Raw genomic sequence first — 26435 nt, 5'->3', positions numbered from 1 at the left:
CTTGGACCGGAAGAAGACTGTCGAGGAAATCAAGAGCCACAGCGTCTATGCCAGGGAAATCTACGACATGCACAGTGAGAGCATCAACGAGGCCATAGACAACTACGAGCGGCTGAAAGAGGACTACCTGAACGATCACTCGCGGGCGAGGATAGTGAGAATAGTCTTCAACGACGACCATGGCCTTCCACTAGCCATGGAGTTCAACAGGAAGGATGACAGCTTCAAGGGATTTACCATAGCCATCGGCAAGCCGCACATAAAAAGCAACGGAAACGGAAAGGAAGGGCAGAAAGCGGAAGAGACCAGCCCCAATCAGGAAGACGCGAGCGGCTGAACGTAGAATCCCATCTCTATCTCTTTTCCATTGAAGATTTCGTAGCTGCTGAGGTAGTAGGTTGGATTCTTGTAAAGTCTCGTGCCGTAGCGATCTGCTCCAGCTATCCATACAATGTAGTTTTCAGGGTTGAGCGGGTTCCTGATGGCCATTATCACCGATGCGTTGAAGTAGTTGGCGTTCCACCCCTCAAGGACTGGATAGGCATCGTTCTCTTGGAGTATGAAGGAGGCAATCTCCCAGTCCCAGTGCTCCGACCTTTCCAAAACCCACTCGTCTCCGTATTTCACAAAGCGCAACGGAAAGTCGTCCTGGAGTTCGGCAACAATCTTGTTGGCAAGGGGGCCACCAATGAGGATAAGGTTCTCCCGCAGTTCTTCGTCGGTAACGTTAACGTCGGCCTTAATGATCACCTCGACGCCGTCTGGCCACTGGGAGTAGAAGGTCTCAAGGTAATTCGCAACAATCTCAGCCGTCTCCCTGTCATATTCGGTTCCATTCGGGTCTGGATTCTGGGTGCCGTAAACTACGATGACCTTTCCAGCAACGGCTCCCCTGTCAAGGGCCCTGAGGGGTGTCACTGGAACGCGCTTTTGGTATAACTCTCCCGCTTTCTCGGGCGAAACCCTGTCCTCCAGCTCGTTCATCATGTCAACAATGTAGTCACCCAGCGACCTCCCTTCCTGAACGCTTATCAGAGTGTACTTCTCGTAGATTTCAACCATGTCTTCTATCCAGAACTCTCCCCATGCCCTCTGCATCCACATCGCCAGCTCCACATAGGCGGGATCAACACTCTTCAGTGAAAAGTCCATCCACCCGTCGGCGAAGCCCTCGTACACCATCATCGTGTCCCACCAGAAGTGGATGTCATATGTCGCAAGGTAAGGCATATCCCCCTCTATCGTATCCTCGAGGTATCTGAGGTCGTAGGTAAGACCATAGTTCCAGTTCAGTTCCTCGGTCGTGATGTCATGGCCAAGCTCGTGGTAGACGAAGCCGAGATAGATGAGCTCGCCCAGTCTCTTGTTCTTAATGTAGTCCCTGTTGAGCGGCAGACCAAACATTGTGTCGCGGGCTGTCTTGTATGTCCACTCAGTCCTCTGTGGGTCGCGCCTCACCAGGGGAATCATTCCGCCAGCGCCGTATATCTGTGTGCCGTTGATTATCGGGTTGAAGCTGTGGCCATGGACGGCAACGAGGTAGGGATGCAGAAACTCAAAGCGCACGTTTGAAATGCTAACGTATTGCCCCATAAACTCATCGGGAGGTAAAAGTTCTAGAGCAGTGATGTAGGTATTAAGGTCTTCCTGATAATACCTCTGACTGGTTTTGTAAAATTCCATAAAGTCCGTTTTCTCTGCAAAATCCCGAAGAGCGCTCAGGAATCTAAAGAACCACTCATCATTCACAAGAACCAGAGGTTCCAGCTCTGGCGGCTCCGTGCACATCAAAAGATATGCCTCGAGGTAGTAGAGCCTCATGTCCCTGTCTGGGATTGTCGTAGCGTTCTCCAAATGCTCCCTGAGCATCTTGACGACAGGATGATTTCTATATGGGCCAAAGTAAGAATCAACATCACTGAGGTAGTCCTCTCTATCTATGACGAAGGTATCGTTTCTTCCAAAAGCCAGATAATAGACCACTGAAAGAAGCTCCGAGTTGGGGCTTATGGTTACCGAAACCTTGGAGCTGACATTGTAAGCGCTTACTGGGACAGCACTACTCAGGAACAACAGCATGATTATTAACGCCGCTAATCTCTTCATGACGACACCAAGTGGTAGTGCGGGCGGAAACTTATAAAACTTTCCGACAACCTTTAAAGTTAATCGTTGAATTCTGTTAGGGTGGCCGAAAATGAGGACGAGAACTCTACTCATAGTGTTGCTTTTAATCGGATCATTCATTCCACTCACCAGTGGGGCTGGAGAAAAGCCCCTCGTGGTGACGAGTATAGCACCTTTGGCAGCGATAGTTCAAGATGCCTTCGGGGATTCTGTGGAGGTTGTTTACATAATCCCTCTCGGCGCAGATCCGCACGAGTACCAGCTGACAGCAAGCCAAATCGAGCTCCTGCGCCAGGCAGACGTCATAGTGACTACCGGGGGCCATTTACCCGTGGAAAAGAAAATCGCCGAGCTGAAAGAGGAAGGAACGATAACTAGTGAGGTGCTCTTCATAGACGACTACAAAGCTGAAGGCTTCCGGTATCTAAGCGAGTACTGGTACAACAGCAAGGACAACTCACACGGTATATGGCTCGATCCCCACAATGCGATGGCAATAGCTCAAGCAACCGAGAAGGCCCTCGAGAAGACCGACCCGTACAATGCCGAGCTATACAGAAAGGAGTTCAAGAGCTTCAGAGAACGCGTTGGGATCATCGTCGAGGCTTATAAGGCCCTTGTGATGGAAAATAGGACTGCTGTCATACAGATGCCCTCCAACCAGTACGCCATTGAGTGGCTTGGCATAAAGGCAGTTGCCTCAATAAAGCCAGAAGAAGAAGTCCCAGCACTTGGAGTTGACGAGCTCGTCTCCACCGCCGAGAAAACCGACCTCATAGTTTATGGAAAGGAAAGCCCTGACCAGCTGAAGGAGGCAGCTAAGGAGTTAGCTGTAAAGAGCGGGAAGTCCCTGGCCGAGATAACGGTCTTCTGGAAGGACAGGCCCTATACAGAGGTGCTTATAGAGAACAGCGCCGCGGTGATCAAGGCGCTCGGAGAAAAGCCCCCTGAAAAACTAGCCGAGGCTAGGACAGACGTCACACGGTATGTCGTCGTTTCCATCATTGTTGGTCTTGTCTTAGGAACCGCTCTTGGAGTAATCCTCAAGAAGTGAGCCTTTCCTTTCTCCCAACTTTGTCGGGAAAGAGAAAATGAGAAGAGGGTCACTCCCTCTTGTAGGGCCTGCCGTCCCACTTGGGCGGGCGGACCTTTCCTATTATTCCAGCCACAATGATGATGGTCATCACGTAGGGCAGCATCTGGACGAACTGCCACGGAACGACCTGGCTGGACTGGACCCATATTGCCAGCGTGTCAAAGAATCCGAAGAGGAATCCTCCGACCAGAGCCATTAGCGGGTTCCAGCCGCTGAACACCATGTTGGCGAGCGCTATGAAACCCCTTCCAGCTGCAACGTTCTTGGTGACCGCTCCGACCCAGTCTATACTGATGTATGCTCCAGCGAGACCCGCCAGTGCGGCACCGTACACTGCCGCCCAGAAGCGGTACTTCTCAACGTTCAGGCCTATGGCATCTGCCGCCTCTGGGTTCTCACCCATGGCCCTTATCCTCAGCCCAAGCGGCGTTTTGAAGAGCACCCAGTAGGTGACGAAAGTTATGACAAGGGTCACTATTATCATGGGACTGATGTTCCCGTAGGTGGTGTTCCAGTTGGGAACCCTGACGGTGTCTGGAACCTGGTGCTGACCTGCCGTTCCCCAGTAGGCCACGATACCGAAGGGGACGAGACCCATGGCGAGGAGGTTTATACCAATACCCGGGATGATGTGGTCTCCCTTGAGGTAGACCGTGATGAAGCCGTGGAGCATTCCGAGAAGGGCGCCGACGAAGGCTCCTCCAAGAAGGCCGATGAACCAGCTTCCACTGACTTCTGCCGCAATAGCGCCGAAGAAGGCACTTATCATTATGATTCCCTCGTAGCCGATGTTGACTATTCCAGCGCGCTCGCTGACAACCGCACCAACGCTCGTAAGGACTATGGGCACCATGGCCATCAGTGAGGTCACTAGGATTGGGACGATTGATGATCCGAGGCTCATGCCCTCACCCTCCTCAAGTTCTTGAATATGTCAATCAGACCAGGAATCGCGACGGCAACGACGATTATACCCTGAATGACGTAGATAATCTCGAGCGGAACCCCTGCTCCAATCTGCATCATTGTTGTTCCGGCACGGAGCATGCCAAAGAACATTGCCGCGAAGATTATGCCTAGTGGGTGATTTCTTCCGACGAGGGCAACACCTATTCCGTCGAAACCATAGCCGTTGATGTTGGCCATTCCCTGGCTTATGGCATAAGTTGGAGGTCTTCCCATGACCTCAACGGCGCCAGCAAGACCACTCGCAAATCCGCCTATGACAAATGACCATATTATCGCTTTCTTTGGATCGATTCCCCCGTACTCTGCACCCTTCGGATTCATGCCGCTGGCCCTCATGCCGAAGCCCAGCTCAGTGTGCCAGAGGATGTAGTAAACGATGATGGAAGCTACGATGGCAAGTATGAACCCCACTGACAGATTTGAGCCGCCGAGGAGCGGAAGTCTTGCGCTTTCCGGGACGAGAATGGTCTTGTTAGGGTCGCTGGGGTTGGCATATGGGCCGGTGACGAGGTAGAGGACGGCATACCAGGCTATCCAGTTGAGCATGATAGTTGAGATAACTTCGTGAACACCGCGGAAGACCTTGAGGAAAGCTGCTGGAAGGCCCCACATCGCCCCAACCAGCATGCCCATGAGGAGCCCAAAGAGGACGTTGCCGTAGATGTTGGTGAATATTATCGCAGCTATTGCCCCGAAGTAAACAGAACCCTCGGCACCGATGTTAAAGATTCCTGTCCTAGCGCTTATTGCGAATGTCAGGGCGGTGAGCATGATCGGAGTGGCATAGCTAAGTGTGGAGGCTATTCCTGATGTGGAACCGAGAGAACCCCTCAGGAGCCAATAATAGGCCTCAAAGGGGCTGTAACCGAACGCGAGGAGGATTATCGCACCTAGGAAGAATCCAATGAACACCGCCAGCAGGCTCTCCGCGAGCGGCTTGAGGAAGCCCTTCACTTTTTCATTCACGTCTGATCCCTCCCATCATCATTCCAATCTCTTCCTCTGTGACCTCCTCGGGCTTCACGATGCCCATGAACTCTCCCTCATACATGACGGCCATCCTGTCGCTCAGCTGGGTTACCTCATCAAGGTCGGCGGAAACGAGCAGAACGGCCTTGTTCTCGTTCCTGAGCTTGACGAGGTAGTTCCTAATGTACTCAGTGGAGGCAACGTCAACACCCCTTGTGGGCTGGGATGCGACTATCAAGACAGGCTCCTTGCTTACCTCTCTGGCAACGATGAGCTTCTGCTGGTTTCCACCGCTCAGGCTCTTTGCTGGAGCGTTTATACCCGGAACGACTACATCGAACTGCTCAACGAGTTTTTTAGCGTGCTCCCTGACGGCGTTCCACCTTATCGAGTTGAGCGGTCCCTTGAATTTCTCCCTCCACTGAAGGCCGAGGATCGAGTTCTCGGCGACGCTCATGTCAACGATGAGACCCATGTTTATTCTGTCCTCTGGAATATGGGCCAGCCCGAGGTCGTAGAGCTCTCTCGGTGGCCTGTCTGTGATGTCCTTACCGTTTAGAATGATCTTTCCTCTCTCAACCTTTCTGAGACCAGTTATAGCCTCTATAAGCTCGGTCTGACCGTTGCCCTCAACGCCGGCTATACCGAATATTTCGCCGGCGTGAACCTCAAAGGAGAGGCCCTTAACGGCGTCCTCACCTCTGTCGCCCTTAACCCAGAGGTTCTCAACCTTAAGAATAGGCGCTCCCGGCTCTTTGGGGGGCTTCTCCACCCTGAGAACGACCTCCCTTCCAACCATCATCTTGGCTAGTATCTGGGGCGTTGCGTCCTTGGTGTCTATGGTTCCTATGAGCTCGCCCTTCCTGAGGACGGTAACGCGGTCAGTTATCTCGATGACCTCCTTGAGCTTGTGGCTGATGAAGATTATCGTCTTACCCTGGCTCTTCAGCAGGTTGAGAACCCTGAACAGCTCTTTGACCTCTATCGGCGTTAGAACAGCCGTCGGCTCGTCGAGGATAAGTATGTCGACATCCCTGAAGAGCATCTTGAGGATTTCAATCCTCTGCTGGACACCGACGGGCAGCTTCTCAACCGGAATATCAAGGGGAACCTGGAAGTTCAGCTCGTCCATCAGCTTCTGGAGCTTTTCCGTGGCCTTTACCACATCTATCTTCGAGAATAAACTGTGCCCCTCCATCCCGAGGATTATGTTCTCAAGAGCGTTAAACACCTCAACAAGCGTGAAGTGCTGGTGGACGATACCAATGCCCTTTTCCAAGGCATCTGCAGGGCTCTTAAAGTGAACTTCCTCACCGTTTATGTAAATTTTACCCTCCGTGGGCTTTATCATGCCGGAGAGAATCTTCATGAGGGTGGTCTTACCTGCTCCGTTCTCACCTAACAGACCATGAATCTCGCCCTTTTTAACGGAAAAGTCAACACCCTTCAGAGCCTTCGTACCATCAGAGTAAACCTTCACAATGTTCTTCATCTGTATCAGCGGCACTTCTTCCATGGCGACACCCCCTGCAAAGAGAAACGGAAAAAGAAGAAAAAGGTTCTCAACCCATCATCTCGGTCCAGTCGTTGGCGTTCCTTATCTTCTCAATGCCGTCCTTGTCCATTGGCGCTGGAACCTGGATCTCGCCGTTGATTATTTTCTGCTTGAGCTCGTCAATGGCCTGCCAGACCCAGTCGGGAACCTGCTTCCTGGTCTCCTCGAGCTTGGCGAAGAGCTGATCCTCGCTGTCGAATCCAAGCTCCTGGAGTTTCTGCTTCTTGGTGTCCTCAGGGAGGGAGTTGAACATCTCCTTAACGTCCTCGATGGTGCTTATTCCAACACCGCCCTCCTTGAGACCGAGCTCGACGACACCGCCCTTGAAGGTGCCCTCGACGGCCGCTTTAACGGCGGTGTAGACACCGACGTCAACTCTCTTCATCATGCTTGCGATGATGATGCCCGGCTTGATCCAGTCCTGGGCTGAGTCAACACCGATGGCGAACGGCGGTCCCATGTCCTTACCCTGGGCCTTCAGAGCCTCGGCGACGGCATCAAAGACACCAACACCGGTTCCACCGGCGACCTGGTAGATGACCCAAGCGCCCTGCTGGAGCTGGGCCTGGGCGGCAGCCTTACCCTTGGCCGCGTCGGTGAAGGTTCCGGTGTACTGGTAGATAACGTCGACCTTCTTGTTGGTGCTCATCTTCTGGTTGTAGTAGTCAACGCCCCATGAAACACCGAACCTGTATCCAGCCTCGAACTTGTAGAGAACCGGGATCTCCATGCCGAGGACGATACCGACCTTGTCCTTGTCGTCGTTGGCGGCGACCATTCCTGCAAGGGCGCCGACAAGTGCTGAGCCCTCGTTCTCCTTGAAGAGTATCATCATGACGTTGTCTGGCATCTCTGGGTCAAATCCGTCGATGATGGCGAACTTCTGGTCGGGGTACTTGGCGGCGACCTGCTTAACGGCATCGGTCATCATGAAACCGACAGCAATAATTATCTCATACTCGCCCTGCTGGGCAAGGGTCTCAAGGTTCTGGAGATAGTCAGTCTCCTTGGCGCTCTGGACCTCAACCAGCTCCAGGTTGAAGTCCTTAGCTGCCTTTGAAGCACCAAGGTAAGCCATGTCGTTGAAGCTCAGGTCACCCCTGCCACCGACGTCATAGACGATGGCTATCTTGCCCTTGGTAGTGGTCTCTTCTCCTCCACCTATGCAGCCGCTGGCCACGACGCTAATGGCCAGGAGGCCGATTAAAAACAGACTTAACCACTTCTTCATGTTAACACCCCTGGAGTTTTCAAAGGTATAACTCCAAGTCGAGATATATACTTTGCGGTCTTGAGAACGCCGGAAATTTGAGAAAGAATTTTAACTATCTGGTAAAAGTTTTTTGTGATGACAATGCTGAAGGAAATAGCCGAACTGAATTCGGGAGTCGTTTTAATAACTGGTGACGGCAAGAGACTCGCAAAGATATACCTCGATGCCTGGAGTAAGAGAACGAAGGCCATACTCGTCGAATACCTCCCATTCCAAGTCGATGGGGAGGTCTACATCGGCTCGCCCTACGAGGGTAGGGACTTCGATGTTTACTTCATAGTGAACCCACTCTCCCGTTCAAAGGCAGAGAGAGAAAAGCTTCACCGCTGGCTCGAGCAGAACAGGGATAAGCTCATCCTGCTCTACGAGACGAAGTACGTAAAGGACTCAATAACGCGCTACCCGATCAGGGAGCTCATCGACTATCTTGTAGCCTACAAGAGGGAAACCGTCGGCTTTGAAAGGGTCGATGTCATACGCCTTGAGAATGGAAGGGTGGTGGAAAGCAAGACGTACATCAGAAGGAGCTGATTTATAAACATCTTTAGGATAACTCACCATCGCCCGATGACGAGCGGTTTCGGGTCTGAGGTGTGATGACACCAGCTATCGCAGAGGGCATTTCATAATAATTATATACGTCCAAGCGTCTCGCTCATCAGGTGGTGAATATGTTCAGAAAGCTGAAGGAGAAGCTAGGCTCATTCGTCGAGAAGGTTTCCCAGACTGAGATAAGAGAGAAAGACGTCGAGAACGCCCTCTGGGATCTTGAGCTAGAACTCCTCGAGGCTGACGTTGCCCTCGAAACGGTGGAGGCTCTCAGGGAGAAGATAAAAGAGAAGCTCGTCGGCCAGAAGGTCAAGATAGGGACGAACAAGAAGGGACTAGTAGAGAAAGCCGTTAGGGAGGCTGTTCTGGAGGTGCTGACCCCAGAGAAGAGGATAGACCTCCTCGAGATGATTCGCTCAAAGGAAGAAAAGCCCTTCGTCATAGCCTTTGTTGGCTTCAACGGCTCGGGGAAAACCACGACCATAGCCAAGCTCGCCCACTGGCTCAAGAAGAACGGCCTTTCCGTCGTCATAGCAGCGAGCGACACCTTCAGAGCAGGGGCAATAGAGCAGGTAGAAGAGCACGCAAAGCGTGTTGGTGTTAAGGTTATCAAGCACTCCTACGGCGCTGATCCGGCGGCGGTAGCCTACGACGCAATAGGGCATGCGAAGGCGAGGGGCATTGATGTCGTTCTCATAGACACCGCCGGGAGGAATGAGCTCAACAGAAACCTTATGGACGAAATGAAGAAGATAGTGCGCGTTACCAAGCCTGACCTTGTCATCTTCGTCGGCGACAGCTTAGCCGGAAACGCCGTGGTAGAGCAGGCAAAGCAGTTCAACGAGGCTGTTAGGATAGATGGGGTAATTCTCACAAAGCTCGATGCCGACGCCCGTGGTGGGGCCGCACTCAGCATAAGCCACGCCATAGGGGCGCCGATACTCTTTGTCGGCGTCGGTCAGGGCTACGACGACCTCAAGCCCTTCGACGAGAAGTGGTTCGTTGAGAGGATTTTTGGGGAGGCCTAAGACTCCCATCCTTTTTCTCGGTGTTTCCATGTTAGACTGCCACAGCGACACCCATGCGGATTAAAGCCCACAGCATGAACGCCACCACGACCGAGGTTAGTACAAGGAAGGCGATGCCAGCCTTGTTGTCCCGGTAATAGTCTCCCATACTCCAAGCAACTACCAAAGGGAAAAAGAGCGACACGATGAGCATCAGAGTGAATGAGGACAACGAAGGGACACCAACTATCGCAGGCAGGGTCGTGATGAGTAAAGCCGAGAACGCAGTAACCATGGCGGCGGCTTTGAAGTGCTCAACCCTTCTCCATTGCCAGAGAAGCAGAAGGAGCAGGGCGGGTATTAAAGCCAGAGCTGGAAGGGTGAAGTTGGGTTTGTAGTGGAAGTTGCAGGCAGGAGGCATCAGGGACCAGCAGTCAGCACCTATGTAGTAGTCCCTGGGAAGCCAGAATAGAGAAATCTCACCAAAAAACACAATGGTGAAGGCAGGAAGGTAAACTGAGATCAGCTTGGACAGGCTGTTCTTTGTCATAAACACCACTGCAACACATCCTGTTCTCAGGAAGACAACAACTCATTTGACCATTCGATTATAAGCCTGATCTCAGCAGCCTCTCAACCTCTTTCAAGTCAACCCCCGCTGTCATGTCTATGTTTATCGGCGTCACGCTGACCTTCCTCTCCACCTTTAGGGTGTAAGCATCCGTCCCGGGCTCGAACTTCTCGCACTTCCTGCCGACTATCCAGTAGTAAGGATATCCCCTTGGGTCGATGCGCTCCTCAATGGTTGGCCGGTACCTTCTCCTCGCGAGCCTCGTCACTTTTATCCCCGTCTCCGGGGTGGCATCGTTCGGGATGTTCACGTTGAGCATGTCAACGCCCTTTGGAAGGCCCTTCTCGAGGACGGTCCTGGTTATTCTCCTCAGGAAGTGCGACGCAACTGAGAAGTCTATCCCCTCGCCCTCGCTGAGGGTCTTTCTCCAGTCGACCTCGAGGCTTATCGCTATGCTGGGAATCCCATGGGTGGCGGTTTCTATGGCAGCGGAGGCCGTTCCGGAGACTGTTATCTCTGTGCTCAGGTTCTCTCCGAGGTTGATACCGCTTATCGCCAGGTCGAAGTGGGTGAACCTTGCGAGAGCAAAGATGACGCAATCAACGGGCATGCCGTCTAGGCCGTAGGCAACCTTTGCCCCCGGCACGTTCACAAGCTTTGCCCTCAGCGGCTTGTGAAGCGTCATGGCTCTTCCGCTGGCGCTCCTCTGGAAGAGGGGAGCGACGACATAAACCTCTCCAAGGTCTTTAACGGCCTCTACAGCGGCACGGATGCCTTTTGAATAAATTCCGTCATCGTTAGTTATGAGTATCCTGGGCATACTATGAACTAAGGCCTCACCTTTAAAAACCTTGATTTCCAGCCTAAGCTGGTGTTAAAAGATGACGTACTGGACGAGTGAGGACAACGTTGCTGGAAAGCCCGGGACTGCACTCTTCATAATCCTGCCCACGATAGGCTGCTATCGCTTTAGGATAGGCCAGGCCTGCTACATGTGCGCATACCCAACGGCAGCTCCAAAGGTTAGATGGAGCCAGGATGCCCTAGTCGATTACGTTAGAGAGGCCTTAAAGAAGGTAGAGGGCAGGAAGAGGGTTGCAGTGAGGATGTTCACCTCAGGTTCATTCCTTGACAACGGCGAGCTAAAGCCTGAAACGAGGAGAAAAATCTTCGAGATTCTTGCGGGAATGGAGAATGTAGAAGAGATTGTGATAGAGAGCAGGAGCGAACTTGTTCGCTACGACGCGGTTAGAGAGCTCGCAGAGATAGTTCCAGACAAGCATTTTGAGGTAGCCATAGGGCTCGAAACCGCCAACGATGACATAGCCGACGTTTCAATAAACAAAGGCAACACCTTCGACGACTTCGTTAAGGCTGCAGAGATAACACACGAAGCGGGTGCGAAGGTGAAAACGTACCTCCTCCTGAAGACGATCTTCCTTAGTGAGCGCGACGGCATAGAGGACGTCAAGGCGAGCATCATAAAAGCCGAGCCCTACACGGACACCTTTTCCATAAATATCACTGACATCCAGAAAGGGACGCTCTATGAGAGACTCTGGGAGAAGGGTGAATACCGCCCGCCCTGGCTCTGGAGTGCGGTGGAGATACTCCTGTGGGCAAAGAAGCGCTTCCCAGACAAGAGAATCCTGAGCGACCCTGTTGGAGCGGGTTCGAGACGTGGCCCCCACAACTGCCTCACCGACTACGACAGACAGATAGGCAGAGCGATAAAGAAGTTCTCCGCAACGCAGGATCTCAAATACATCGAGAACCTCAAGCCCGAGTGCAGGGAGAGATGGGAGTACATAGTCGAGAACGGTCTCCTCGACTGGCAGTTGATGACGTGGTGAATGGATTTCGTTTTTAAAATGCTTTTTATGCGCTCTTTTCGACTCATTTTTAATGTCCGTCGGGCTTCTTTGATGATCATAGATGTACCTCCACGAAAGCTTTAAATGTTTACATACGTAAACGGGTTTAACAAATCGTGGGTGATGATTATGGCAAACGTCGAAGGGAAAACCGTGGTTGAAAGGGATGGTTACCTCGTGGTTGGAAGGGCTGAGGATGTTGTGGAAATCAATGTTGATACTTTTCTGTGCAAGGGCTGTGGAATCTGTGTTGAAATGTGCCCCAGGAAGGTCTTTGAGTGGAGTAAGGAGCTGAGCGAAAAGGGAGTTCACTATCCGGTTCCCGTGCACGCCGAGAAGTGTGTTAAATGTAAGCTCTGTGAGCTTCTCTGCCCGGACTTTGCCATAGCAGTAAGGTGGTGACTCATGATAATCCGAGGTGATGAGCCTGAACAGCTCAGGCTTTTGAAGAGGCTTTACAAGCCGGGCAACTACTTCTTGCAGGGCAACGAGGCCGTTGCATACGGTGCGCTCTTTGCAGGCTGTCGTTTTTACGCAGGATATCCGATCACTCCCTCAAGCGAGATAGCCGAGACGATGGCAAGAGAGCTGCCCAAGCTTGGCGGCTACTACCTTCAGATGGAGGATGAAATCGGAAGCATTGCTGCAATGGTAGGGGCTTCTTGGACTGGATTCAAGGTCATGACCGCAACGGCTGGACCAGGATTCTCGCTCATGCAGGAAAACCTCGGCTACGCAGTAATGACGGAGACTCCCCTCGTTCTGGTTGACGTTCAGAGAAGCGGTCCAAGCACGGGGCAGGCCACCAAGGGTGCTCAGGGTGACTTCTTCCAGGCGAGATGGGGAACTCACGGAGACCACCCGATAGTTGCCGTCTCACCGATAAGTGTTGAAGACGCCTTCTGGGAAACTGTGAGGGCTTTTAACATCTCCGAGAAGCTCAGAACCCCGGTTGTTGTGCTCTTCGACGGTGTTCTTGCCCACACGAGGGAACAGATAAAGATCCCCGACGTGGAAGAAATCGAGATAACCTACCGCAAACTGCCAAAGAATGAGGAAGAAGCAAAGCTTCCCTTCGGAGACCCGCACGGCGATGGTGTCCCACCGATGCCCCTCTTCGGCCACGGCTACTTCACCCATGTAACCGGCTCCACACACAAGGAGAACGGTCTTAGGGACGTTTACACTCCGGAAGTTCACGACAGGCTCGTGAGAAGAATTCACAGGAAGATAGAGCAGAATAAGCACGTTTATGAGAAATACGAGGAGTACTTTACGGATGATGCCGAGATACTCGTCGTCAGCTGGGGCGTTACCGCGAGGCCCTCACTCGGAGCGGTACTGAAAGCCAGGGAGGAAGGAACAAGGGTCGGCCTCTTCGTTCCGAAGACCGTCCACCCGTTCCCGGGGAAGAGAATAAAAGAGCTCGGAAAGAAGGTTCGCGCAATACTTGTTCCCGAGATGAACCTTGGCCAGCTAATCCTTGAAGTCCAGCGCTTCGTCAACGACGACGTTCTTCTCAAAGGCGTGAACAAGATAGGCGGTGTTCCTCTGACCGTTGAGGAAATCCTGCGCGAGATAAGGGGTGTTGCCTGATGGCAAAGGAAATCTATTCCACTTATCCGATGGTCAAATATCTCCGTAAGGAGGCCCTGCCCACAGCCCTCTGTCCAGGATGTGGTGGCGGAACCGTTCTCAACGCCTTTGCAAATGCAGTTGACCAGCTTAGGATAGACCCGAAGGATTTGGTCGTCGTCAGCGGTATAGGATGTTCCGCATGGATTGCTTCTCCCTACTTCCTAGCCGACACCCTTCACACGACTCACGGGAGGGCAATAGCCTTCGCGACGGGAGTTAAGGTCGGTTTGCCGGACAAGAAGGTCGTCGTCATAAGTGGCGACGGTGATCTGGCCAGCATAGGCGGAAACCATCTCCTCCACGCCGCGAGGAGGAACATAGACATAACGGTAATCCTCGTCAACAACTTCATCTACGGAATGACCGGCGGCCAGGTGGCTCCGACGACACCCTTTGGGGCAAAGACCACCACCAGCCCGTACAGAAACATAGAGCACCCACTCCAGATCTCCGAGACTGTTGCTGCCGCTGGAGCTTCATACGTGGCAAGGTGGACTACCGCCCACGTCTACCAGCTCATAGAGAGCATTAAGAAAGCCCTCCAGGTTAAGGGATTCTCCCTCGTCGAGGTCATTTCCCAGTGTCCTGTCCAGTACGGAAGGAGGAACAAGATGAAGGAGCCGGCAGAGATGCTCCGCTGGTTCCTCAAGAACAGCGTCCCCGTGGGCAAAGCTAAGAAGATGTCACCGGAAGAGCTTGAGGGCAAGTTCATCATCGGCGAGATAATCAACAGACAGAGGCCCGAGTTCACCGAAGAGCTGAACAAGCTTATTGATGAAGTCCAGGAGCATTTCGGCCTTAAGGGGGAGTGAGAGCCATGCAGATTAGGTTCGCAGGCATAGGCGGCCAGGGTGTCGTCCTGGCCGGTGTTATCCTTGGCGAGGCGGCCGCGATTGAGGGTCTGAACGTTCTTCAAACGCAGGACTACAGCTCGGCCTCCCGCGGCGGTCACTCCATAGCGGACGTCATCATCTCAAAGGAGCCAATTTACGATGTCATTGTCACCAAGGCTGACGTTCTGGTTGCCCTTCACCGGCTCGGCTACGACACCGTTAAGGAGGAGCTGAAGGAAGATGGCATTCTCATCATCGACACTGACCTTGTCAAGCCTGATAAGGATTACATCGGTGCCCCCTTCACGCGCCTGGCCGAGGAGAACACCGGGCTCGCTTTGACTGTTAACATGGTAGCCCTTGGCTATCTGGTCGCGAAGACCGGTGTTGTGAAAAAGGAAAACGTGGAAGAGGCCATAAAGAGGCGCGTCCCGAAGGGGACGGAGGAGATAAACATCAAGGCATTCAATGCCGGCTATGAGGAGGGATTGAAATGAGATACCCGTTTCCTGTCGGTAAGAGCGACTTCATCCAGGGTGATGAAGCCATAGCAAGAGCAGCTATCTTGGCAGGCTGCCGCTTTTACGCTGGCTATCCAATAACTCCCGCGAGCGAGATTTTTGAGGCCATGGCCCTCTACATGCCGCTCGTCGATGGAGTGAGCATACAGATGGAGGACGAAATAGCAAGTATCGCCGCTATAATTGGCGCATCTTGGGCAGGGGCTAAGGCCATGACTGCAACGAGCGGCCCTGGCTTCTCGCTCATGCAGGAGAACCTTGGATATGCTGTGATGACGGAAACACCGATAGTCGTTGTCGACGTCCAGAGAAGTGGTCCGAGCACGGGTCAGCCGACGTTAGCTGCACAGGGCGACATAATGCAGGCAATATGGGGCACTCACGGCGACCACAGCCTAATCGTTCTCAGCCCGTCAACCGTTCAGGAAGCCTTCGACATGACGATAAGAGCCTTCAACTTGGCTGAGAAGTACAGAACTCCAGTGGTCCTCCTTACCGACGCTGAGATAGCCCACATGCGCGAGAGGGTTTACATTCCAGTCCCCGAAGAGATTGAGATCGTTGAGAGAAAGCTTCCCGCCACCGAGGAGGAGGCAAAGTACCCCTTTGGAGACATCCACGGCGATGGAGTTCCACCGATGCCGATATTCGGCAGGGGCTACCGCACCTACGTCACCGGTTTAACCCACGATGAGCGTGGAAGACCAAAGACCGTTGATGCTGAAGTCCACGAGAGGCTCATCAGGAGGATAATCGGCAAAATTGAGAACAACAAGCATGACATAATCTCCTACGAGACCTACGCGCTTGATGATGCGGAGATAGCAATAATCACCACTGGAATAGTCGCCCGTTCAGCCATCAGAGCGGTCAAGTTACTGCGCGAGAGGGGCATCAAAGCAGGCCTGCTCAAGCTCAACACCATCTGGCCCTTTGACTTCGACATGATTGAAGAGCTGGCGGAGCGCGTGAAGAAGATATACGTGCCGGAGATGAACCTCGGACAGCTCTACCACCTTGTCAGGGAGGGAGCAGACGGGAAAGCCGAGGTCGAGCTGATAAGCAAGATTGGCGGCGAGGTTCACACTCCGATGGAGATAGTCGAGAAGGTGGTGGGCTGAATGTACCTGAAGTCCGCTTACGAGATTCGCGATAAATACTTGAGAAAGGACATGCTCCCGACGATATTCTGTCCGGGTTGTGGAATAGGCTCGGCCCTGCAGTACACGCTCAGAGCCATAGACGACCTCGGCCTCAACCCGGACGAGATAGTCTGGGTCAGCGGTATAGGATGTTCCTCCCGCGTTCCGGGATTCGTCAATTTCGATGGGCTGCACACAACCCACGGAAGGGCCTTAGCGTTTGCCACGGGTATAAAGCTCGCCAATCCAAAGCTCAAGATAATCGCCTTCATGGGTGACGGTGACGCGGCAGCTATCGGAGGAAACCACTTCATCCATGCCATAAGGAGGAACCTCGATGTCACGGTGATACTCATCAACAACTTCACCTACGGAATGACGGGCGGCCAGGTGGCCCCTACAGCCCTCAAAGGCTTGCGTGGAACTACTGCTCCCTACGGTCAGTTCGAGAACCCCTTTGATATAGCGGATCTCGCCGTTTCAGCAGGGGCCAACTACGTCGCCCGCTGGAGCGTCTTCAACTACCTCCAGGGAATCAACAGCATCAAGAAGGCACTTCAAAAGGAGGGCTTTACGCTCGTTGAATTCCTCTCGCCGTGTCCTATAAGCTTCGGAAGGAGGAACAGGATGAAGACGTCTCCAGAACTGCTCCGCTGGTATCAGAAGATAACCGTACCGATAAGCAAGGCCAAGAATATGTCTCCGGAAGAGCTCGAGGGCAAGATCGTCATCGGCGAGTTCGCCGACAGGGACAGGCCGGGTCTCGTTAGAGAGTACGAGGAGTACAAGAAGAGGGCCAAGAGGATGATGGGGTGGGAAGAATGAGGAAGGAAATCCTCTTCAGCGGTTTCGGCGGCCAAGGTGTTATCCTCGCCAGCGTCATCCTTGGCAGAGCCGCTGCCGTTTATGAGAACCTCTACGCGGTTCAGACGCAGGCGTACGGGCCGGAGTCAAGGGGTGGAGCGAGCAGGGCTGAGGTGGTGATAAGTGACGAGCCGATCGACTATCCCAAGACCATCCACCCGGACTGTGCGGTCTTCTTCTCCCAGGAGGCCTACAGCAAGTACCTCCACACCGTCAAGGAAGGAGCCACAATAATAGTCGAGAGCGACCTCGTGCCGCACCGCGATGAGGAGTTCGAGAAGAAGCTGAAGGTTTACGCCCTCCCTCTAACGGAAACAGCGGAGGAAACCACCGGCCTTAGTTTAACAATGAACATACTCACCCTTGGCCTGCTGGTCGCCCTAACGGACGTCGTGAGCAGGGAAGCAATAGAAAAGGCCGTCCTCGACGCGGTCCCAAAGGGGACAGAGGAGATAAACCTCAGGGCGCTCCACAAAGGCTTTGAGCTCGGTGAGAAAGCAAAGAAAGGCGAGCTCTGAGTTCGTCTATTTTTCTTTCATTTCCCAAAAACTTATCAACCGGGGAGTAGAGTTGGTTCTATGCTCGTAAACGAGACCAAGGGCAGGATATGGCACGGAAGGGTAAGGCTCGCAGACACGTTCTTCAAGCGGTTTAGAGGCCTAATGCTGGTTAGAGACATCAACTACGCGCTTGTTTTTGTATTGCCAGCCGAAACGAGGGCTAACGCTTCGATTCACATGTTCTTCATGCTGAGTGATATCGACGTTATCTGGCTTGACTCCTCCCGCCGCGTGGTGGATTTCAAGACCGCCAGGAAGTGGCGAGTCTATGTCCCTAAGAAGGCCGCCCGGTACATCATTGAGGGCCCGGTTGGGATGATAAACGTCCTCGAGGTTGAGGAAGGGGATTTAATAAGATGGTCACCAACCGAGGAGAAAAACAAGGCCGTTCCTGTAAAGATTTCGCTGCCGGAGAAGATTTCCTTTGAAGGCTCGAACGGCATAGCGATTGCCGAGAGCGTTAAGGAAATAAGGACGGAGAAAGCTTAAAACTCAAACTCCACTCCGTTTCCCTCTCCTTCCAAGAGAACTATCCTCTGGAGTCTGACATCCTTAGGGAGCCTCTTCTCAATCTCTTTCGCTATCCAGAGGGCGACGTTCTCAGTCGTCGGGTTCTCAAAGAGGGCGTTGAGGTTCCTGTGGTCGAGCCTCTCGATGATTTCATTGACTATTCTTCTCAGCTCAAGGAAGTTCATAACGTAGCCGTTCCTCAGCGGCCCTTCCACCGCCACCTCAAGCCAGAAAGTGTGGCCGTGGATCTCCTCAGGCTTTCCGCCGATTACAACGGCATGTGCCGCCTCAAATTTGAAGCGTTCGATGATGCGGGACTTCATTTTACTCACCCTGACTTTCCTACCATCCGAAATCCAAATTAGCGTCAACGCCCTAAAACCTTTGGGGATCGATTTATGTATAACTCAACATATTTTCGACCTTTAAAAATAACCCACCGTAATGCTTAAAATCCGCAGGTCTTATAAGGGACTAAAACGACGGTGTGGCGGTGGTTAAAATGGTCAGATACATGGTGACTTCCGCTCTTCCCTACGCCAACGGGCCGATTCATGCTGGACACCTTGCTGGAGCATATCTGCCTGCGGATATATTTGTCCGCTATCTGAGGCTCAAGGGAGAGGAAGTGATTTTCATCAGTGGAACCGATGAACACGGGACACCAATAACCTTCAGAGCGCTCAAAGAGGGGAAAAGCCCAAGGGAGATAGTCGACTACTACCACGAGCACATCAAGACGACCTTTGAAAGGGCCAAGATAAGCTTCGACTACTTTGGCAGAACTGAACTGCCGGTCCACTACCGCATAAGCCAAGACTTTTTCCTCAAGGCTCTAGAGAACGATCACCTCATTAAAAAGGTGAGCAAGCAGGCCTACTGTGAGCACGACAAGATGTTTCTTCCGGACAGGTATGTTATAGGCACGTGCCCCTACTGCGGTGCTGAGAACCAGAGGGGAGACCAGTGTGAGGTCTGCGGCCATCCGCTCACGCCGGAAGAGCTAATAAATCCGCGCTGCAACATCTGCGGCAATCCAATAACCTTCAGGGACTCTGCTCACTATTACATAAAAATGCAGGATTTCGCCGAGAAGCTTAAGGAGTGGGTCCAAAGCCAGGAGCACTGGAAGCCGAACGTCAAGAACACAGTCCTCGGCTGGATTGAGGAGGGCCTTGAGGAGAGGGCCATAACGAGAGATTTAAACTGGGGCATTCCAGTGCCGCTCGATGACGAGGACGTCAAAGGCAAGGTTCTCTACGTCTGGTTTGAAGCGCCGATAGGGTACATCAGCATAACCGTCGAGCACCTTAAGAGGGAAGGCAAGGAGAATGAGTGGAAGAAGTTCTGGCTCAACCTTGACGGAGGGACAAAGGTCATCCACTTCATAGGCAAGGACAACATACCCTTCCACGCGATATTCTGGCCGGCTTTCCTGATGGCTTACGGCAAGTACAAGGAAGAAGAAACCGAGGCCGAGTGGCTCCTTCCGTACGACATCCCCGCCAACGAGTACCTCAACTTGGAAGGCAAGAAGTTCTCAACGAGCAGAAACTGGGCCATCTGGGTGCACGAGTTCCTCGACGCCTTCCCGGCTGACTACCTCCGCTATTACCTCACCGCTATAATGCCCGAGACGAGGGACAGCGACTTCAGCTTCGCCGACTTCAAGACAAAGATTAACGAGGAGCTGGTGAACAACCTCGGAAACTTCGTGCACAGGGCTCTAACCTTCGTGAACCGCTACTTCGACGGCGTCGTCCCCGAAAGGGGCGAGCTTGATGATCTGGACAGGCAGGCCTTCGAGGAGATTGAGAAAGCTCTGAAAGAGACGGGCGAGCTGATAAGCACCTACCGCTTCAAAGACGCTCTCAGGCGTGTAATGGAGCTGGCAATCTTCGGCAACCGCTACTTCGACTACCAGAAGCCATGGAAGACAGCCAAGGAAAACCGCGAGAGGACGGCAACAACTGTTAATGTCTCGCTCCAGATCGTCAAGGTCCTTGGAGTGCTCCTCGAGCCGTTCCTGCCGGATGCCAGTGAGAAGATATGGCACCTGCTCAACCTCGAGGAGACCAAGCGCTGGGAGTTCATCGAGATTCCAGCAGGCCACAGGGTTAGGAGAGCGGAAATCCTCTTCAGAAAGGTCACTGATGAGGACATAATATTCTTCATCGTGAACTACATAGCCAGAGGCAACCCTGAGAGCGCAAGGCTGCTCCTTGACAAGTACTACAGGACGGACGACGTCGTTAAGGTTGCCCTCGAGAGGTTCGGCGAGAAGCGTAAAGATGAGGCCATGGCAATCCTTAAGAGCATATACGGCGAAAGGCTTGAGAAGAAGGCCAAAAAGGAGAAGAAAAAGGAGGGTGGAAAAGTGGAGTACGTTAAGTTCGAGGACTTCATGAAGCTCGACTTGAGGGTTGGAAAGATTGTTGATGTGCAGGATCACCCAAACGCGGACAAGCTCTACGTGGTAAAGGTTGACCTCGGTAATGAGGTCAGGCAGCTCGTCGCTGGACTCAAGAAGTACTACAGCAAGGACGACCTCCTCAACCGCTACGTCGTTATCATAGCCAACCTCGAGCCCAAGAAGCTCAGGGGAATAGAGAGCCAGGGAATGCTCCTCGCTGCCGACGACGGCGAGAACGTTGCCCTGCTTATGCCGGACAAGGAGGTAAAGCTCGGGGCAAGAATAAGATGAGGGGAGCTCAAAGCCTGAGCTCCACCCAGTTTTCCCTCTTCTTCTTGTAGACCCTCACAAGGCCCTGCTTTTCGAGCCTCTGGAACATTCTCCAGGCAGTTGTCTTCGGGATTCCGAGCGTCTCCCTGACCTCGGACTGCCTTGCCTTTCCGCCTCTGTCGAAAAGATAAAGCAGTGCTTTTTCCTCATCCTTTGTCAAGTCGTACTCCGTGAGCCTCTTTTCAAAGTCCTCCCTGCTGATGCTTGGTGCCGATCCGCTCTCTTCCCTACCACTCTTCAGGTATATGAAGCCGCTTATGGAGAGGGCAAGGAGAGCGAGTATTCCAATCGTCGCCCAGCTGGTGGAGCTACCCGAGGGGGTTTCAGTTGACGAGCCAGTGGTTGAGGGTGCGGTGGAGTTAACGAAACTTTCAGAGGCAGATGTTTCCGAGATGGACTGGGTAGTCTGTGTCTGGGCCGTTTCTGTCCCAGCTGGCAGATATTCCAGAACATAGGAAACCGTCTGATTGCCCGCAGGCATGACGATTGAGTTGCCGTTTATCTCGAGGGGGATGTCGCTCAGGTCAACAATGACAGCATTTTCGGGGAAAGTTATTTTGACAGGTATATTTGAGCCAACACGGACACTCCATATGGCCCTGTTCTTGACGGTCAGGTCAGGGGTGTAGTAGGTTATCTTAATGCCTGTGGCGTTTTCAAAATACACGATGAGCGTGGAACCATTTATTTCATAGGGTAAAGGACTGCCCCTTTCATCAATAACGACTAGGCCCTCAACGTTGGCCGCAAGAAGGGGAATGGTAACGCTTACAGTATAGTTCTCCGGCTGGATAACCTCAACTATCTTAACGTATCCATCGGCATATACGGTAATGCTGATGGACGTGATGGTGTACTGCCCCGCGACGAGGGGCAAGAGCATGACTGCAATTGCGAGTACCGCCGCTGCCTTTGTTTTCATCCCAACACCCCCGAGAAGTTGAGAGAATCACCTTAAAAAATATGAGTAAAAAAGGGACGTTCATTCGTCGTCCTCTTCATCATCACTGTAGTCCTCATCCTCGTAGTCGTCGCTACTACTTCCCTCGTCCGAGTCATCATACTGGCCATCGTCGCTTTCGTGATCATCATGTTCCTCGTAGTCTCCACTTTGGTCGTCTGCCTCGTACTCCTCACTCTGGTCGTCGTGGCTCTCGTCGTCCTCATACTCATCCTCGTGCTCCTTTTCTTCGTGCATCTCTTTCTCAATCTCCTTGGTTTCCTCGACTATATCCTTGAGCTCTTCGTTGATGTCGTGGAGCATATCAAGCGCTTCCTCGTACTGACCACTCTCAACGAGCTGGGTAAACTGTTCGTACATCATCTGCAACTCCGCAAAGTCTTCCGCCAGATAAGTTGCGTTGATGATAGTAGAGTTCTGAAGCATGGCCATTGACTCCTGCATGAGCTTCATATGTTCCTGGAGCTTTTCCATGAAGGCATAGCTTATCTCCTCTGCCTTGGCGTCCACTATCTGCTCGGTCAGCTCCTCAACGGCGTCTTCGAGCTTGTCCATGAGCTCTTCTGCATAATCAAGGTCGTTCTCAAGCTTCGTTATGTTGCCGTCGGTGTTGGCGATGTCTTGGGCAACCACTAGATAAGCCTCTTTTGTCCGGTTGTAGAGCTCTACAACAGCGGTAACGTTGAGGCCTTCAGCCTGAGCTTCCTCAATTACCTTCTCAACATACGGGAAGTATTCAGCTGCCCTATTGAGTTCTTCCTTAGCCTCCGTAATGAGTTCATAATACTCATATTGCTCCTCGATCTGGTGTTCCTGGTGATCTGTGTAGTAGTCCATTAGTTCTTCAACTGCCTCCTTGTAGAGTTCTAGTGCAGACATCGATGCGTTTATACTCCCTTCATAATTTCCTGCATAGTAAAGATCCCACGCCTCTTTCCTCATTGTCTCCGCTTGGTAATATGCCTCCAATGTCCAGTTTGGCAAGGTAACGTTACTCACGTTGAGATCGGCTATCATATTAGCAGTGTAGTTCGCGACGTTATCCACTATAATCAGGAGGTTATACGCCGCTGTCTGGAGGCCAGTATTGGTGGTGTTCGTGACGTTGGTCATGTTGGTAGCATTTACTAGCAGGGTTCCGTTGGCTGATGCAGTAACGTTGGTGGTCTCAGTAGCGTTTACACTGGCAGCCCAAGCTGCAGTGCTAAGGGGTATCAGTGCCCCTATAAAGAGCACCAACAATGTTTTCATACTCATCTTCATGGCTCTCACCTTGATAATGACTAGGCACGACTAATATATTAGGAACCCGCTGGAATTTTCGTGTTTCAGAACGTTTCTCCACGTTTCTATGGGGAGAATTAGAGATTGAAAGAACAAAAATAAACTTTCAAAGCCAAATAAACTCATGTTCTGGTTAAAACCTCAGCTCCACCCAGTTTTCCTTTCTGCCCTTTATAACCTTCACCAGCCCTTTCCGCTCCAGGCGCTTGAACATCCTCCAGGCAGTAGTTTTGGGAAGTCCAATGGCCTCCCGTACCTCCGCCTGACTCGCCCTACCGCCTTTGTCGAAGATATAGAGCAGGGCCCTTTTTTCCTCATCGTTTAGCTCGAGCCCCTCAAGCTTCTTCTCGAACTCCTCGCGAGTGAGCTTAGGTCTTTCCATTCCCCCGCTGCCCTTCCTTCTGAGGAGGTATACGGCTATACCCCCAATCACGGCGACACCAACGAAGAGAGCAATGAGGAGGTAGTTCGACGAGTTCTCCTCGGAAGTTCCGGTGTACTGGAGGGTGTAGGAGACGCTCTGGTTTCCTGGAGGCATAGTTATGGAGTTGCCCGCTATCTCGAGGGGAATGTCGCTCAGGTCAACAACTATGCAGTTCTCCGGGAGAACCACGGTGAAAGGACTCTCAGACGAAACTTTGAGCGTCCAGACAATGCCATCCTTGGATGTTAAGTCGGGGGTATAATAGGAGACCCTGACGACCTGGGCATCCTCTGAGTAAATCAAAAGGTTGCCGTTATCTAGCCGGAAGTTCAGGGGGTTCCCGTTCTCATTCTCTACAAAGAGGTTCTCATAATGCTCTCCGAAGAGGGAAACCTCAATTTGAGAGGCGTAATCAGCGGGAAGGAGCTCGTATTCAACCTTAACGTAGCCGTCCTCGTAGACGGTCAGAACCAGAGACGAGACGGTATACTCTCCACTAACCACCGGAACGAGAATAAGAGCCGTTATCATGAATATCACGAGCGACTTCCTCTCCATTTAAGCATCCCTCCAAATCAAATGAAAAGGGAAAGGGTCATGAATGGGCAAGGATAAACTCGTCGACCTTGTGGAGCATGTTCAGGGCTATTGCGAAATGAGCCTTGGCCTGGAGCGGCTTCCTGTCCTTAAGGAGTTCAACGCCGATCCTAAGCTCCTGCACCGCGACTTTCAGCTGAATCTCCGCAGAGGTAGTGTCCACGCCCTCCCTCTTGAGCTCGGCCAGCGCCTTGGCATCCTTTTCAATCCTGTTCTCCATCTCCATAAGGAACGCTCTCACGTCCTTGAGCTTCTCCTCGAGCTCCCTTTCGTAGACCTTCATTCTGATGAACTCAGCAGCTTTTTGGAATTCTCTGATGGTCTCCTTGTTTTCGTCCATTACTTTGAGGGCCTCCTCCCACCTGCCCTCGTCGGCAAGGGCCTTCACCTCATTGTAGACCGCGGCGAAGGCATCGAGTCTCTCCTGAAGCCCGGTGACGTTGTAGCCGTTCTCCTGGGCCTTCTCGATTGCCTGCTGGGCTATTTCTATTCCTTTCTCACCCTTGATGAGGAAGTCCCGAACTATCTTATCTGCGTTGGCATAGGCGAGCTCCTCACGAACCTTCCTCAGCTCCTCGTCGAGTAAGGCCTTCTTCTCCTTGGCGGATTCATAGTCAGCCTTGGCCCTTTCTATGTCCCCGGCCTTCAGATCATCGAGGACGAGTTTGTACGCCTCTTTGGTCTCGTTGTAAAGCTGAGTTAGGTTGCTCACGTCGACCCCCTGGTTCTGGGCGAACCTGATGGTCTTCTCGACCATCTGGAAGTACTCCATCATCCTCTCAGTTTCGATCCTGATGCGCTCCCTGAGATCCTGAACCCTATCTGCCGCTTCCTGAAGCCTCGAGAGGGCGAGCTTGTAGTAGTGCATCGCCGTCAGACTGTCCAGGATTGAGTTATAATAAGCGCCAGCCTCGTATTCACTGATAGCCCTGCCCTTATATTCCTCTGCGGTTTCATAGTTGGCCAATATGCTGGAATTCTCGGACAGTTTGTCCTTAATAGGTTCTATCTTATCCTCGGCAAACTTACTAAGCCTCTGCAGCTGGTTGATGAGCTGCTCCGCTATCACCGTCTCCCTGGTGCTGTTGTCTAGAAGGGTTGCATCGCTTGCAGTGGCGTTGTCTTCGGCCATGCTCAGTGGAACGACGCTTCCAAGCAGTAACAGGACGAGGGCAAATGCCCCCCACTTTGTGCCTACCATCGGCATCACCGTTCATACCTACTGGCTCAACCTATTTGAGGAATCCTGTGAAAAGTACGTTTCACACCGTTCCATTCTTCTCAAGATCCCTTATATGCAGAGCAGTGGCACAAATTCCCCCAATTATGCTTCCAAACATTGGGATATCCCCAAACTGAGCATATAAGCTTCCGTAGTTTGGGTGCCATGCATCGACTTGCTTTCTGTCTTTAGCGCAGTGATTATGTAGACTACCCAGCCCTTCTCCTCGAGTGCCTCGATGAGCTTCCACACATTGGTCATATCACGCTCATCCTTTATCTCAACCCCGTACTCAGACTTAACAGCCTCGAAAAGCTCATCCATTTTTGCCACCGTTAATGGTTTGTCAACAGGCTAATAAACGTGAGCCTTAGAAGAGCATCTTCAGTGCCACGATAATGAGAAGGGCGGAAAAGGCCCTCTTGAGGTGGCAGGGGTGAAGTCTGTGAACCAAAAGGGCACCGATTCTGGCCCCTACAAGCAGACCTGGGGCAAGTAGGAGTGCGGTATGAACGTCAACCTGACCGAGGCGGTAGTGACCGAGAGAACCGGCAAGGGCGGTGAAGAAGAGCGCCAGACTCGAAGTTCCAACGGCATACCTCATGGGGATTCCGACGTAGGCATGGAACAAAGGGACGTTCAGAATTCCCCCGCTGATGCCCAGGAGACCGGACATTAGTCCCGAGGCAACCCCCACGACGGAGATCCTTGATGTTTTAATCTCTTTCTCTTCAAACTCGAAAGTGTCCCTACCCCGCCACATTCTAAATGACAGATAGACAAGAAGCAAGGCAAAAACAAATTTAAGGATTCTTCCGGGAAGTAAAGATGATATATAGGCTCCAATTAATGCGGCAGGAATCGAAAAGGCTTCTTTAATCAGGACAACCCTGTAGAGTATCGTCCCCTTTCTTACATGGATAGCTACCGCGGAAAGGGAGCTGAGGACTATGCACATCAAACTCGTGCCTATGGCCACGTGTATCGGGAGGCCGAGTATCGTGAGAGCAGGAACTATGAGAAATCCCCCTCCAACCCCAAAAAGGCCGGCTATGAGGCCAATGCCAAGGCCGAGGATGAAGTCCAGGAGGTAATTCAACATAAAAACTCTTTTTAGAGGGAGCGTTAAAAATCCTCCGGTGGTTC

The 26435-nt window shown here is 52.4% G+C and carries 28 protein-coding genes; 14 read left to right on the top strand and 14 right to left on the bottom strand.

The window, feature by feature from the left end:
• Position 1 precedes the first annotated feature (1 nt).
• A complete protein-coding gene (locus tag TON_RS03100) occupies positions 2 to 337 on the top strand; it encodes a hypothetical protein (protein WP_012571559.1) in 336 nt (111 codons plus the stop codon).
• On the opposite strand, the gene TON_RS03095 is transcribed toward TON_RS03100, so the two are convergent.
• Entirely contained in the window at positions 316 to 2106 is a 1791-nt protein-coding gene (locus TON_RS03095) for a DUF4932 domain-containing protein (protein ID WP_012571558.1), read from the bottom strand. The genes TON_RS03100 and TON_RS03095 overlap by 22 nt on opposite strands.
• Positions 2107 to 2197: 91 nt before the next feature.
• Here TON_RS03095 and TON_RS03090 point away from each other — a divergent pair, with 91 nt between their 5' ends.
• Positions 2198 to 3181 (top strand): metal ABC transporter solute-binding protein, Zn/Mn family, encoded by a 984-nt coding sequence (locus tag TON_RS03090; protein WP_012571557.1) that lies wholly within the window; start codon positions 2198 to 2200, stop codon positions 3179 to 3181.
• Between the two features lie 49 nt (positions 3182 to 3230).
• Here the strand turns inward: TON_RS03090 and TON_RS03085 are convergent, their stop codons facing one another.
• The 4 genes from TON_RS03085 to TON_RS03070 are packed head-to-tail and all read right to left on the bottom strand — an operon-like array spanning position 3231 to position 7947.
• Positions 3231 to 4127 (bottom strand): ABC transporter permease, encoded by an 897-nt coding sequence (locus TON_RS03085; RefSeq protein WP_012571556.1) that lies wholly within the window; start codon positions 4125 to 4127, stop codon positions 3231 to 3233.
• Positions 4124 to 5158: an ABC transporter permease gene (locus tag TON_RS03080; protein WP_012571555.1), complete on the bottom strand. Its 1035-nt coding sequence runs from the start codon at positions 5156 to 5158 to the stop codon at positions 4124 to 4126. Before TON_RS03080 ends, TON_RS03085 begins: the two co-directional genes overlap by 4 nt.
• Positions 5151 to 6677, bottom strand: a complete 1527-nt coding sequence (locus TON_RS03075) for an ABC transporter ATP-binding protein (RefSeq protein WP_012571554.1) — start codon at positions 6675 to 6677, stop codon at positions 5151 to 5153. The genes TON_RS03080 and TON_RS03075 overlap by 8 nt, the downstream gene beginning before the upstream one ends.
• 46 nt (positions 6678 to 6723) lie before the next feature.
• Entirely contained in the window at positions 6724 to 7947 is a 1224-nt protein-coding gene (locus tag TON_RS03070; protein ID WP_012571553.1) for a BMP family lipoprotein, read from the bottom strand.
• A 123-nt stretch (positions 7948 to 8070) separates the two neighbouring features.
• Between TON_RS03070 and TON_RS03065 the strand changes: the two genes are divergently transcribed.
• Both TON_RS03065 and ftsY read left to right on the top strand, forming a co-directional pair.
• Positions 8071 to 8520 (top strand): hypothetical protein, encoded by a 450-nt coding sequence (locus TON_RS03065; RefSeq protein WP_012571552.1) that lies wholly within the window; start codon positions 8071 to 8073, stop codon positions 8518 to 8520.
• Positions 8521 to 8660: 140 nt separating this feature from the next.
• Positions 8661 to 9566, top strand: coding sequence for a signal recognition particle-docking protein FtsY (gene ftsY, locus TON_RS03060; protein WP_012571551.1), 906 nt, complete (start codon positions 8661 to 8663; stop codon positions 9564 to 9566).
• A gap of 31 nt (positions 9567 to 9597) precedes the next feature.
• On the opposite strand, the gene TON_RS03055 is transcribed toward ftsY, so the two are convergent.
• Together TON_RS03055 and surE are read right to left on the bottom strand one after the other, a co-directional pair.
• Positions 9598 to 10095: a hypothetical protein gene (locus TON_RS03055; protein WP_012571550.1), complete on the bottom strand. Its 498-nt coding sequence runs from the start codon at positions 10093 to 10095 to the stop codon at positions 9598 to 9600.
• A 58-nt stretch (positions 10096 to 10153) separates the two neighbouring features.
• On the bottom strand, positions 10154 to 10936 hold the full coding sequence (gene surE, locus TON_RS03050; protein ID WP_012571549.1) for a 5'/3'-nucleotidase SurE: 783 nt from the start codon (positions 10934 to 10936) through the stop codon (positions 10154 to 10156).
• A gap of 61 nt (positions 10937 to 10997) precedes the next feature.
• Here surE and TON_RS03045 point away from each other — a divergent pair, with 61 nt between their 5' ends.
• The 9 genes from TON_RS03045 (at position 10998) to TON_RS03005 (ending at position 18037) form a co-directional block, all read left to right on the top strand.
• The gene (locus TON_RS03045) at positions 10998 to 11969 is read left to right on the top strand and encodes an archaeosine biosynthesis radical SAM protein RaSEA (RefSeq protein WP_012571548.1); all 972 of its coding nucleotides are present in this window, start codon (positions 10998 to 11000) and stop codon (positions 11967 to 11969) included.
• A 150-nt stretch (positions 11970 to 12119) separates the two neighbouring features.
• Positions 12120 to 12392 (top strand): 2-oxoglutarate ferredoxin oxidoreductase subunit delta, encoded by a 273-nt coding sequence (locus TON_RS03040; protein WP_012571547.1) that lies wholly within the window; start codon positions 12120 to 12122, stop codon positions 12390 to 12392.
• A 3-nt stretch (positions 12393 to 12395) separates the two neighbouring features.
• A complete protein-coding gene (locus TON_RS03035) occupies positions 12396 to 13586 on the top strand; it encodes a 2-oxoacid:acceptor oxidoreductase subunit alpha (RefSeq protein ID WP_012571546.1) in 1191 nt (396 codons plus the stop codon).
• Positions 13586 to 14440: a 2-oxoacid:ferredoxin oxidoreductase subunit beta gene (locus TON_RS03030; protein ID WP_012571545.1), complete on the top strand. Its 855-nt coding sequence runs from the start codon at positions 13586 to 13588 to the stop codon at positions 14438 to 14440. The genes TON_RS03035 and TON_RS03030 overlap by 1 nt, the downstream gene beginning before the upstream one ends.
• Before the next feature lie 5 nt (positions 14441 to 14445).
• Entirely contained in the window at positions 14446 to 14958 is a 513-nt protein-coding gene (locus tag TON_RS03025; RefSeq protein WP_012571544.1) for a 2-oxoacid:ferredoxin oxidoreductase subunit gamma, read from the top strand.
• Positions 14955 to 16103, top strand: coding sequence for a 2-oxoacid:acceptor oxidoreductase subunit alpha (locus tag TON_RS03020; RefSeq protein ID WP_012571543.1), 1149 nt, complete (start codon positions 14955 to 14957; stop codon positions 16101 to 16103). Before TON_RS03025 ends, TON_RS03020 begins: the two co-directional genes overlap by 4 nt.
• Positions 16104 to 16949, top strand: a complete 846-nt coding sequence (locus TON_RS03015) for a 2-oxoacid:ferredoxin oxidoreductase subunit beta (RefSeq protein ID WP_012571542.1) — start codon at positions 16104 to 16106, stop codon at positions 16947 to 16949.
• Positions 16946 to 17506, top strand: coding sequence for a 2-oxoacid:ferredoxin oxidoreductase subunit gamma (locus TON_RS03010; RefSeq protein ID WP_012571541.1), 561 nt, complete (start codon positions 16946 to 16948; stop codon positions 17504 to 17506). The genes TON_RS03015 and TON_RS03010 overlap by 4 nt, the downstream gene beginning before the upstream one ends.
• 60 nt (positions 17507 to 17566) lie before the next feature.
• The gene (locus TON_RS03005; RefSeq protein ID WP_012571540.1) at positions 17567 to 18037 is read left to right on the top strand and encodes a DUF192 domain-containing protein; all 471 of its coding nucleotides are present in this window, start codon (positions 17567 to 17569) and stop codon (positions 18035 to 18037) included.
• On the opposite strand, the gene TON_RS03000 is transcribed toward TON_RS03005, so the two are convergent.
• Positions 18034 to 18381, bottom strand: coding sequence for a 6-pyruvoyl trahydropterin synthase family protein (locus tag TON_RS03000; RefSeq protein WP_012571539.1), 348 nt, complete (start codon positions 18379 to 18381; stop codon positions 18034 to 18036). The two genes, TON_RS03005 and TON_RS03000, sit on opposite strands and share 4 nt — an antisense overlap.
• Before the next feature lie 179 nt (positions 18382 to 18560).
• Between TON_RS03000 and metG the strand changes: the two genes are divergently transcribed.
• The gene (gene metG / locus TON_RS02995; RefSeq protein ID WP_012571538.1) at positions 18561 to 20762 is read left to right on the top strand and encodes a methionine--tRNA ligase; all 2202 of its coding nucleotides are present in this window, start codon (positions 18561 to 18563) and stop codon (positions 20760 to 20762) included.
• Positions 20763 to 20769: 7 nt separating this feature from the next.
• Here the strand turns inward: metG and TON_RS02990 are convergent, their stop codons facing one another.
• The 6 genes from TON_RS02990 to TON_RS02965 form a co-directional block, all read right to left on the bottom strand.
• Positions 20770 to 21723, bottom strand: a complete 954-nt coding sequence (locus TON_RS02990; protein ID WP_012571537.1) for a helix-turn-helix transcriptional regulator — start codon at positions 21721 to 21723, stop codon at positions 20770 to 20772.
• Between the two features lie 60 nt (positions 21724 to 21783).
• Positions 21784 to 23025, bottom strand: a complete 1242-nt coding sequence (locus TON_RS02985; protein WP_012571536.1) for a hypothetical protein — start codon at positions 23023 to 23025, stop codon at positions 21784 to 21786.
• Positions 23026 to 23179: 154 nt separating this feature from the next.
• On the bottom strand, positions 23180 to 24028 hold the full coding sequence (locus TON_RS02980; protein WP_012571535.1) for a helix-turn-helix transcriptional regulator: 849 nt from the start codon (positions 24026 to 24028) through the stop codon (positions 23180 to 23182).
• A 37-nt stretch (positions 24029 to 24065) separates the two neighbouring features.
• Positions 24066 to 25274, bottom strand: a complete 1209-nt coding sequence (locus TON_RS02975) for a coiled-coil domain-containing protein (protein WP_238516345.1) — start codon at positions 25272 to 25274, stop codon at positions 24066 to 24068.
• 117 nt (positions 25275 to 25391) lie between these two features.
• On the bottom strand, positions 25392 to 25622 hold the full coding sequence (locus TON_RS02970) for a hypothetical protein (protein WP_238516343.1): 231 nt from the start codon (positions 25620 to 25622) through the stop codon (positions 25392 to 25394).
• Positions 25623 to 25659: 37 nt separating this feature from the next.
• Complete coding sequence (locus TON_RS02965) at positions 25660 to 26391, bottom strand: sulfite exporter TauE/SafE family protein (RefSeq protein ID WP_012571532.1); 732 nt, start codon at positions 26389 to 26391, stop codon at positions 25660 to 25662.
• Positions 26392 to 26435 lie beyond the last annotated feature (44 nt).

The sequence above is a fragment of the Thermococcus onnurineus NA1 genome (assembly GCF_000018365.1).
In the GTDB taxonomy this organism is placed as follows: Archaea; Methanobacteriota_B; Thermococci; order Thermococcales; family Thermococcaceae; genus Thermococcus; species Thermococcus onnurineus.
The sequence above is the reverse complement of the archived record's forward strand: the minus strand, read 5'-3'. Positions and strand labels throughout refer to the sequence as shown.

Bases quoted from the DNA above. Each gene is read 5' to 3' on its own strand.
- TON_RS02990 (WP_012571537.1), bottom strand. From the start codon at position 21,723: ATGAAAACAAAGGCAGCGGCGGTACTCGCAATTGCAGTCATGCTCTTG.
- TON_RS03000 (WP_012571539.1), bottom strand. From the start codon at position 18,381: ATGAAGTCCCGCATCATCGAACGCTTCAAATTTGAGGCGGCACATGCC.
- metG (WP_012571538.1), top strand. From the start codon at position 18,561: ATGGTCAGATACATGGTGACTTCCGCTCTTCCCTACGCCAACGGGCCG.
- TON_RS02965 (WP_012571532.1), bottom strand. From the start codon at position 26,391: ATGTTGAATTACCTCCTGGACTTCATCCTCGGCCTTGGCATTGGCCTC.
- TON_RS02985 (WP_012571536.1), bottom strand. From the start codon at position 23,025: ATGAAGATGAGTATGAAAACATTGTTGGTGCTCTTTATAGGGGCACTG.
- TON_RS03005 (WP_012571540.1), top strand. From the start codon at position 17,567: ATGCTCGTAAACGAGACCAAGGGCAGGATATGGCACGGAAGGGTAAGG.
- TON_RS03010 (WP_012571541.1), top strand. From the start codon at position 16,946: ATGAGGAAGGAAATCCTCTTCAGCGGTTTCGGCGGCCAAGGTGTTATC.
- TON_RS03030 (WP_012571545.1), top strand. From the start codon at position 13,586: ATGGCAAAGGAAATCTATTCCACTTATCCGATGGTCAAATATCTCCGT.
- TON_RS03065 (WP_012571552.1), top strand. From the start codon at position 8,071: ATGCTGAAGGAAATAGCCGAACTGAATTCGGGAGTCGTTTTAATAACT.
- TON_RS03075 (WP_012571554.1), bottom strand. From the start codon at position 6,677: ATGGAAGAAGTGCCGCTGATACAGATGAAGAACATTGTGAAGGTTTAC.
- ftsY (WP_012571551.1), top strand. From the start codon at position 8,661: ATGTTCAGAAAGCTGAAGGAGAAGCTAGGCTCATTCGTCGAGAAGGTT.
- TON_RS03040 (WP_012571547.1), top strand. From the start codon at position 12,120: ATGGCAAACGTCGAAGGGAAAACCGTGGTTGAAAGGGATGGTTACCTC.
- TON_RS03085 (WP_012571556.1), bottom strand. From the start codon at position 4,127: ATGAGCCTCGGATCATCAATCGTCCCAATCCTAGTGACCTCACTGATG.
- TON_RS03035 (WP_012571546.1), top strand. From the start codon at position 12,396: ATGATAATCCGAGGTGATGAGCCTGAACAGCTCAGGCTTTTGAAGAGG.
- TON_RS03070 (WP_012571553.1), bottom strand. From the start codon at position 7,947: ATGAAGAAGTGGTTAAGTCTGTTTTTAATCGGCCTCCTGGCCATTAGC.
- TON_RS03045 (WP_012571548.1), top strand. From the start codon at position 10,998: ATGACGTACTGGACGAGTGAGGACAACGTTGCTGGAAAGCCCGGGACT.
- TON_RS03020 (WP_012571543.1), top strand. From the start codon at position 14,955: ATGAGATACCCGTTTCCTGTCGGTAAGAGCGACTTCATCCAGGGTGAT.
- TON_RS03055 (WP_012571550.1), bottom strand. From the start codon at position 10,095: ATGACAAAGAACAGCCTGTCCAAGCTGATCTCAGTTTACCTTCCTGCC.
- TON_RS03015 (WP_012571542.1), top strand. From the start codon at position 16,104: ATGTACCTGAAGTCCGCTTACGAGATTCGCGATAAATACTTGAGAAAG.
- TON_RS03025 (WP_012571544.1), top strand. From the start codon at position 14,446: ATGCAGATTAGGTTCGCAGGCATAGGCGGCCAGGGTGTCGTCCTGGCC.
- surE (WP_012571549.1), bottom strand. From the start codon at position 10,936: ATGCCCAGGATACTCATAACTAACGATGACGGAATTTATTCAAAAGGC.
- TON_RS03090 (WP_012571557.1), top strand. From the start codon at position 2,198: ATGAGGACGAGAACTCTACTCATAGTGTTGCTTTTAATCGGATCATTC.
- TON_RS02975 (WP_238516345.1), bottom strand. From the start codon at position 25,274: ATGCCGATGGTAGGCACAAAGTGGGGGGCATTTGCCCTCGTCCTGTTA.
- TON_RS03095 (WP_012571558.1), bottom strand. From the start codon at position 2,106: ATGAAGAGATTAGCGGCGTTAATAATCATGCTGTTGTTCCTGAGTAGT.
- TON_RS02980 (WP_012571535.1), bottom strand. From the start codon at position 24,028: ATGGAGAGGAAGTCGCTCGTGATATTCATGATAACGGCTCTTATTCTC.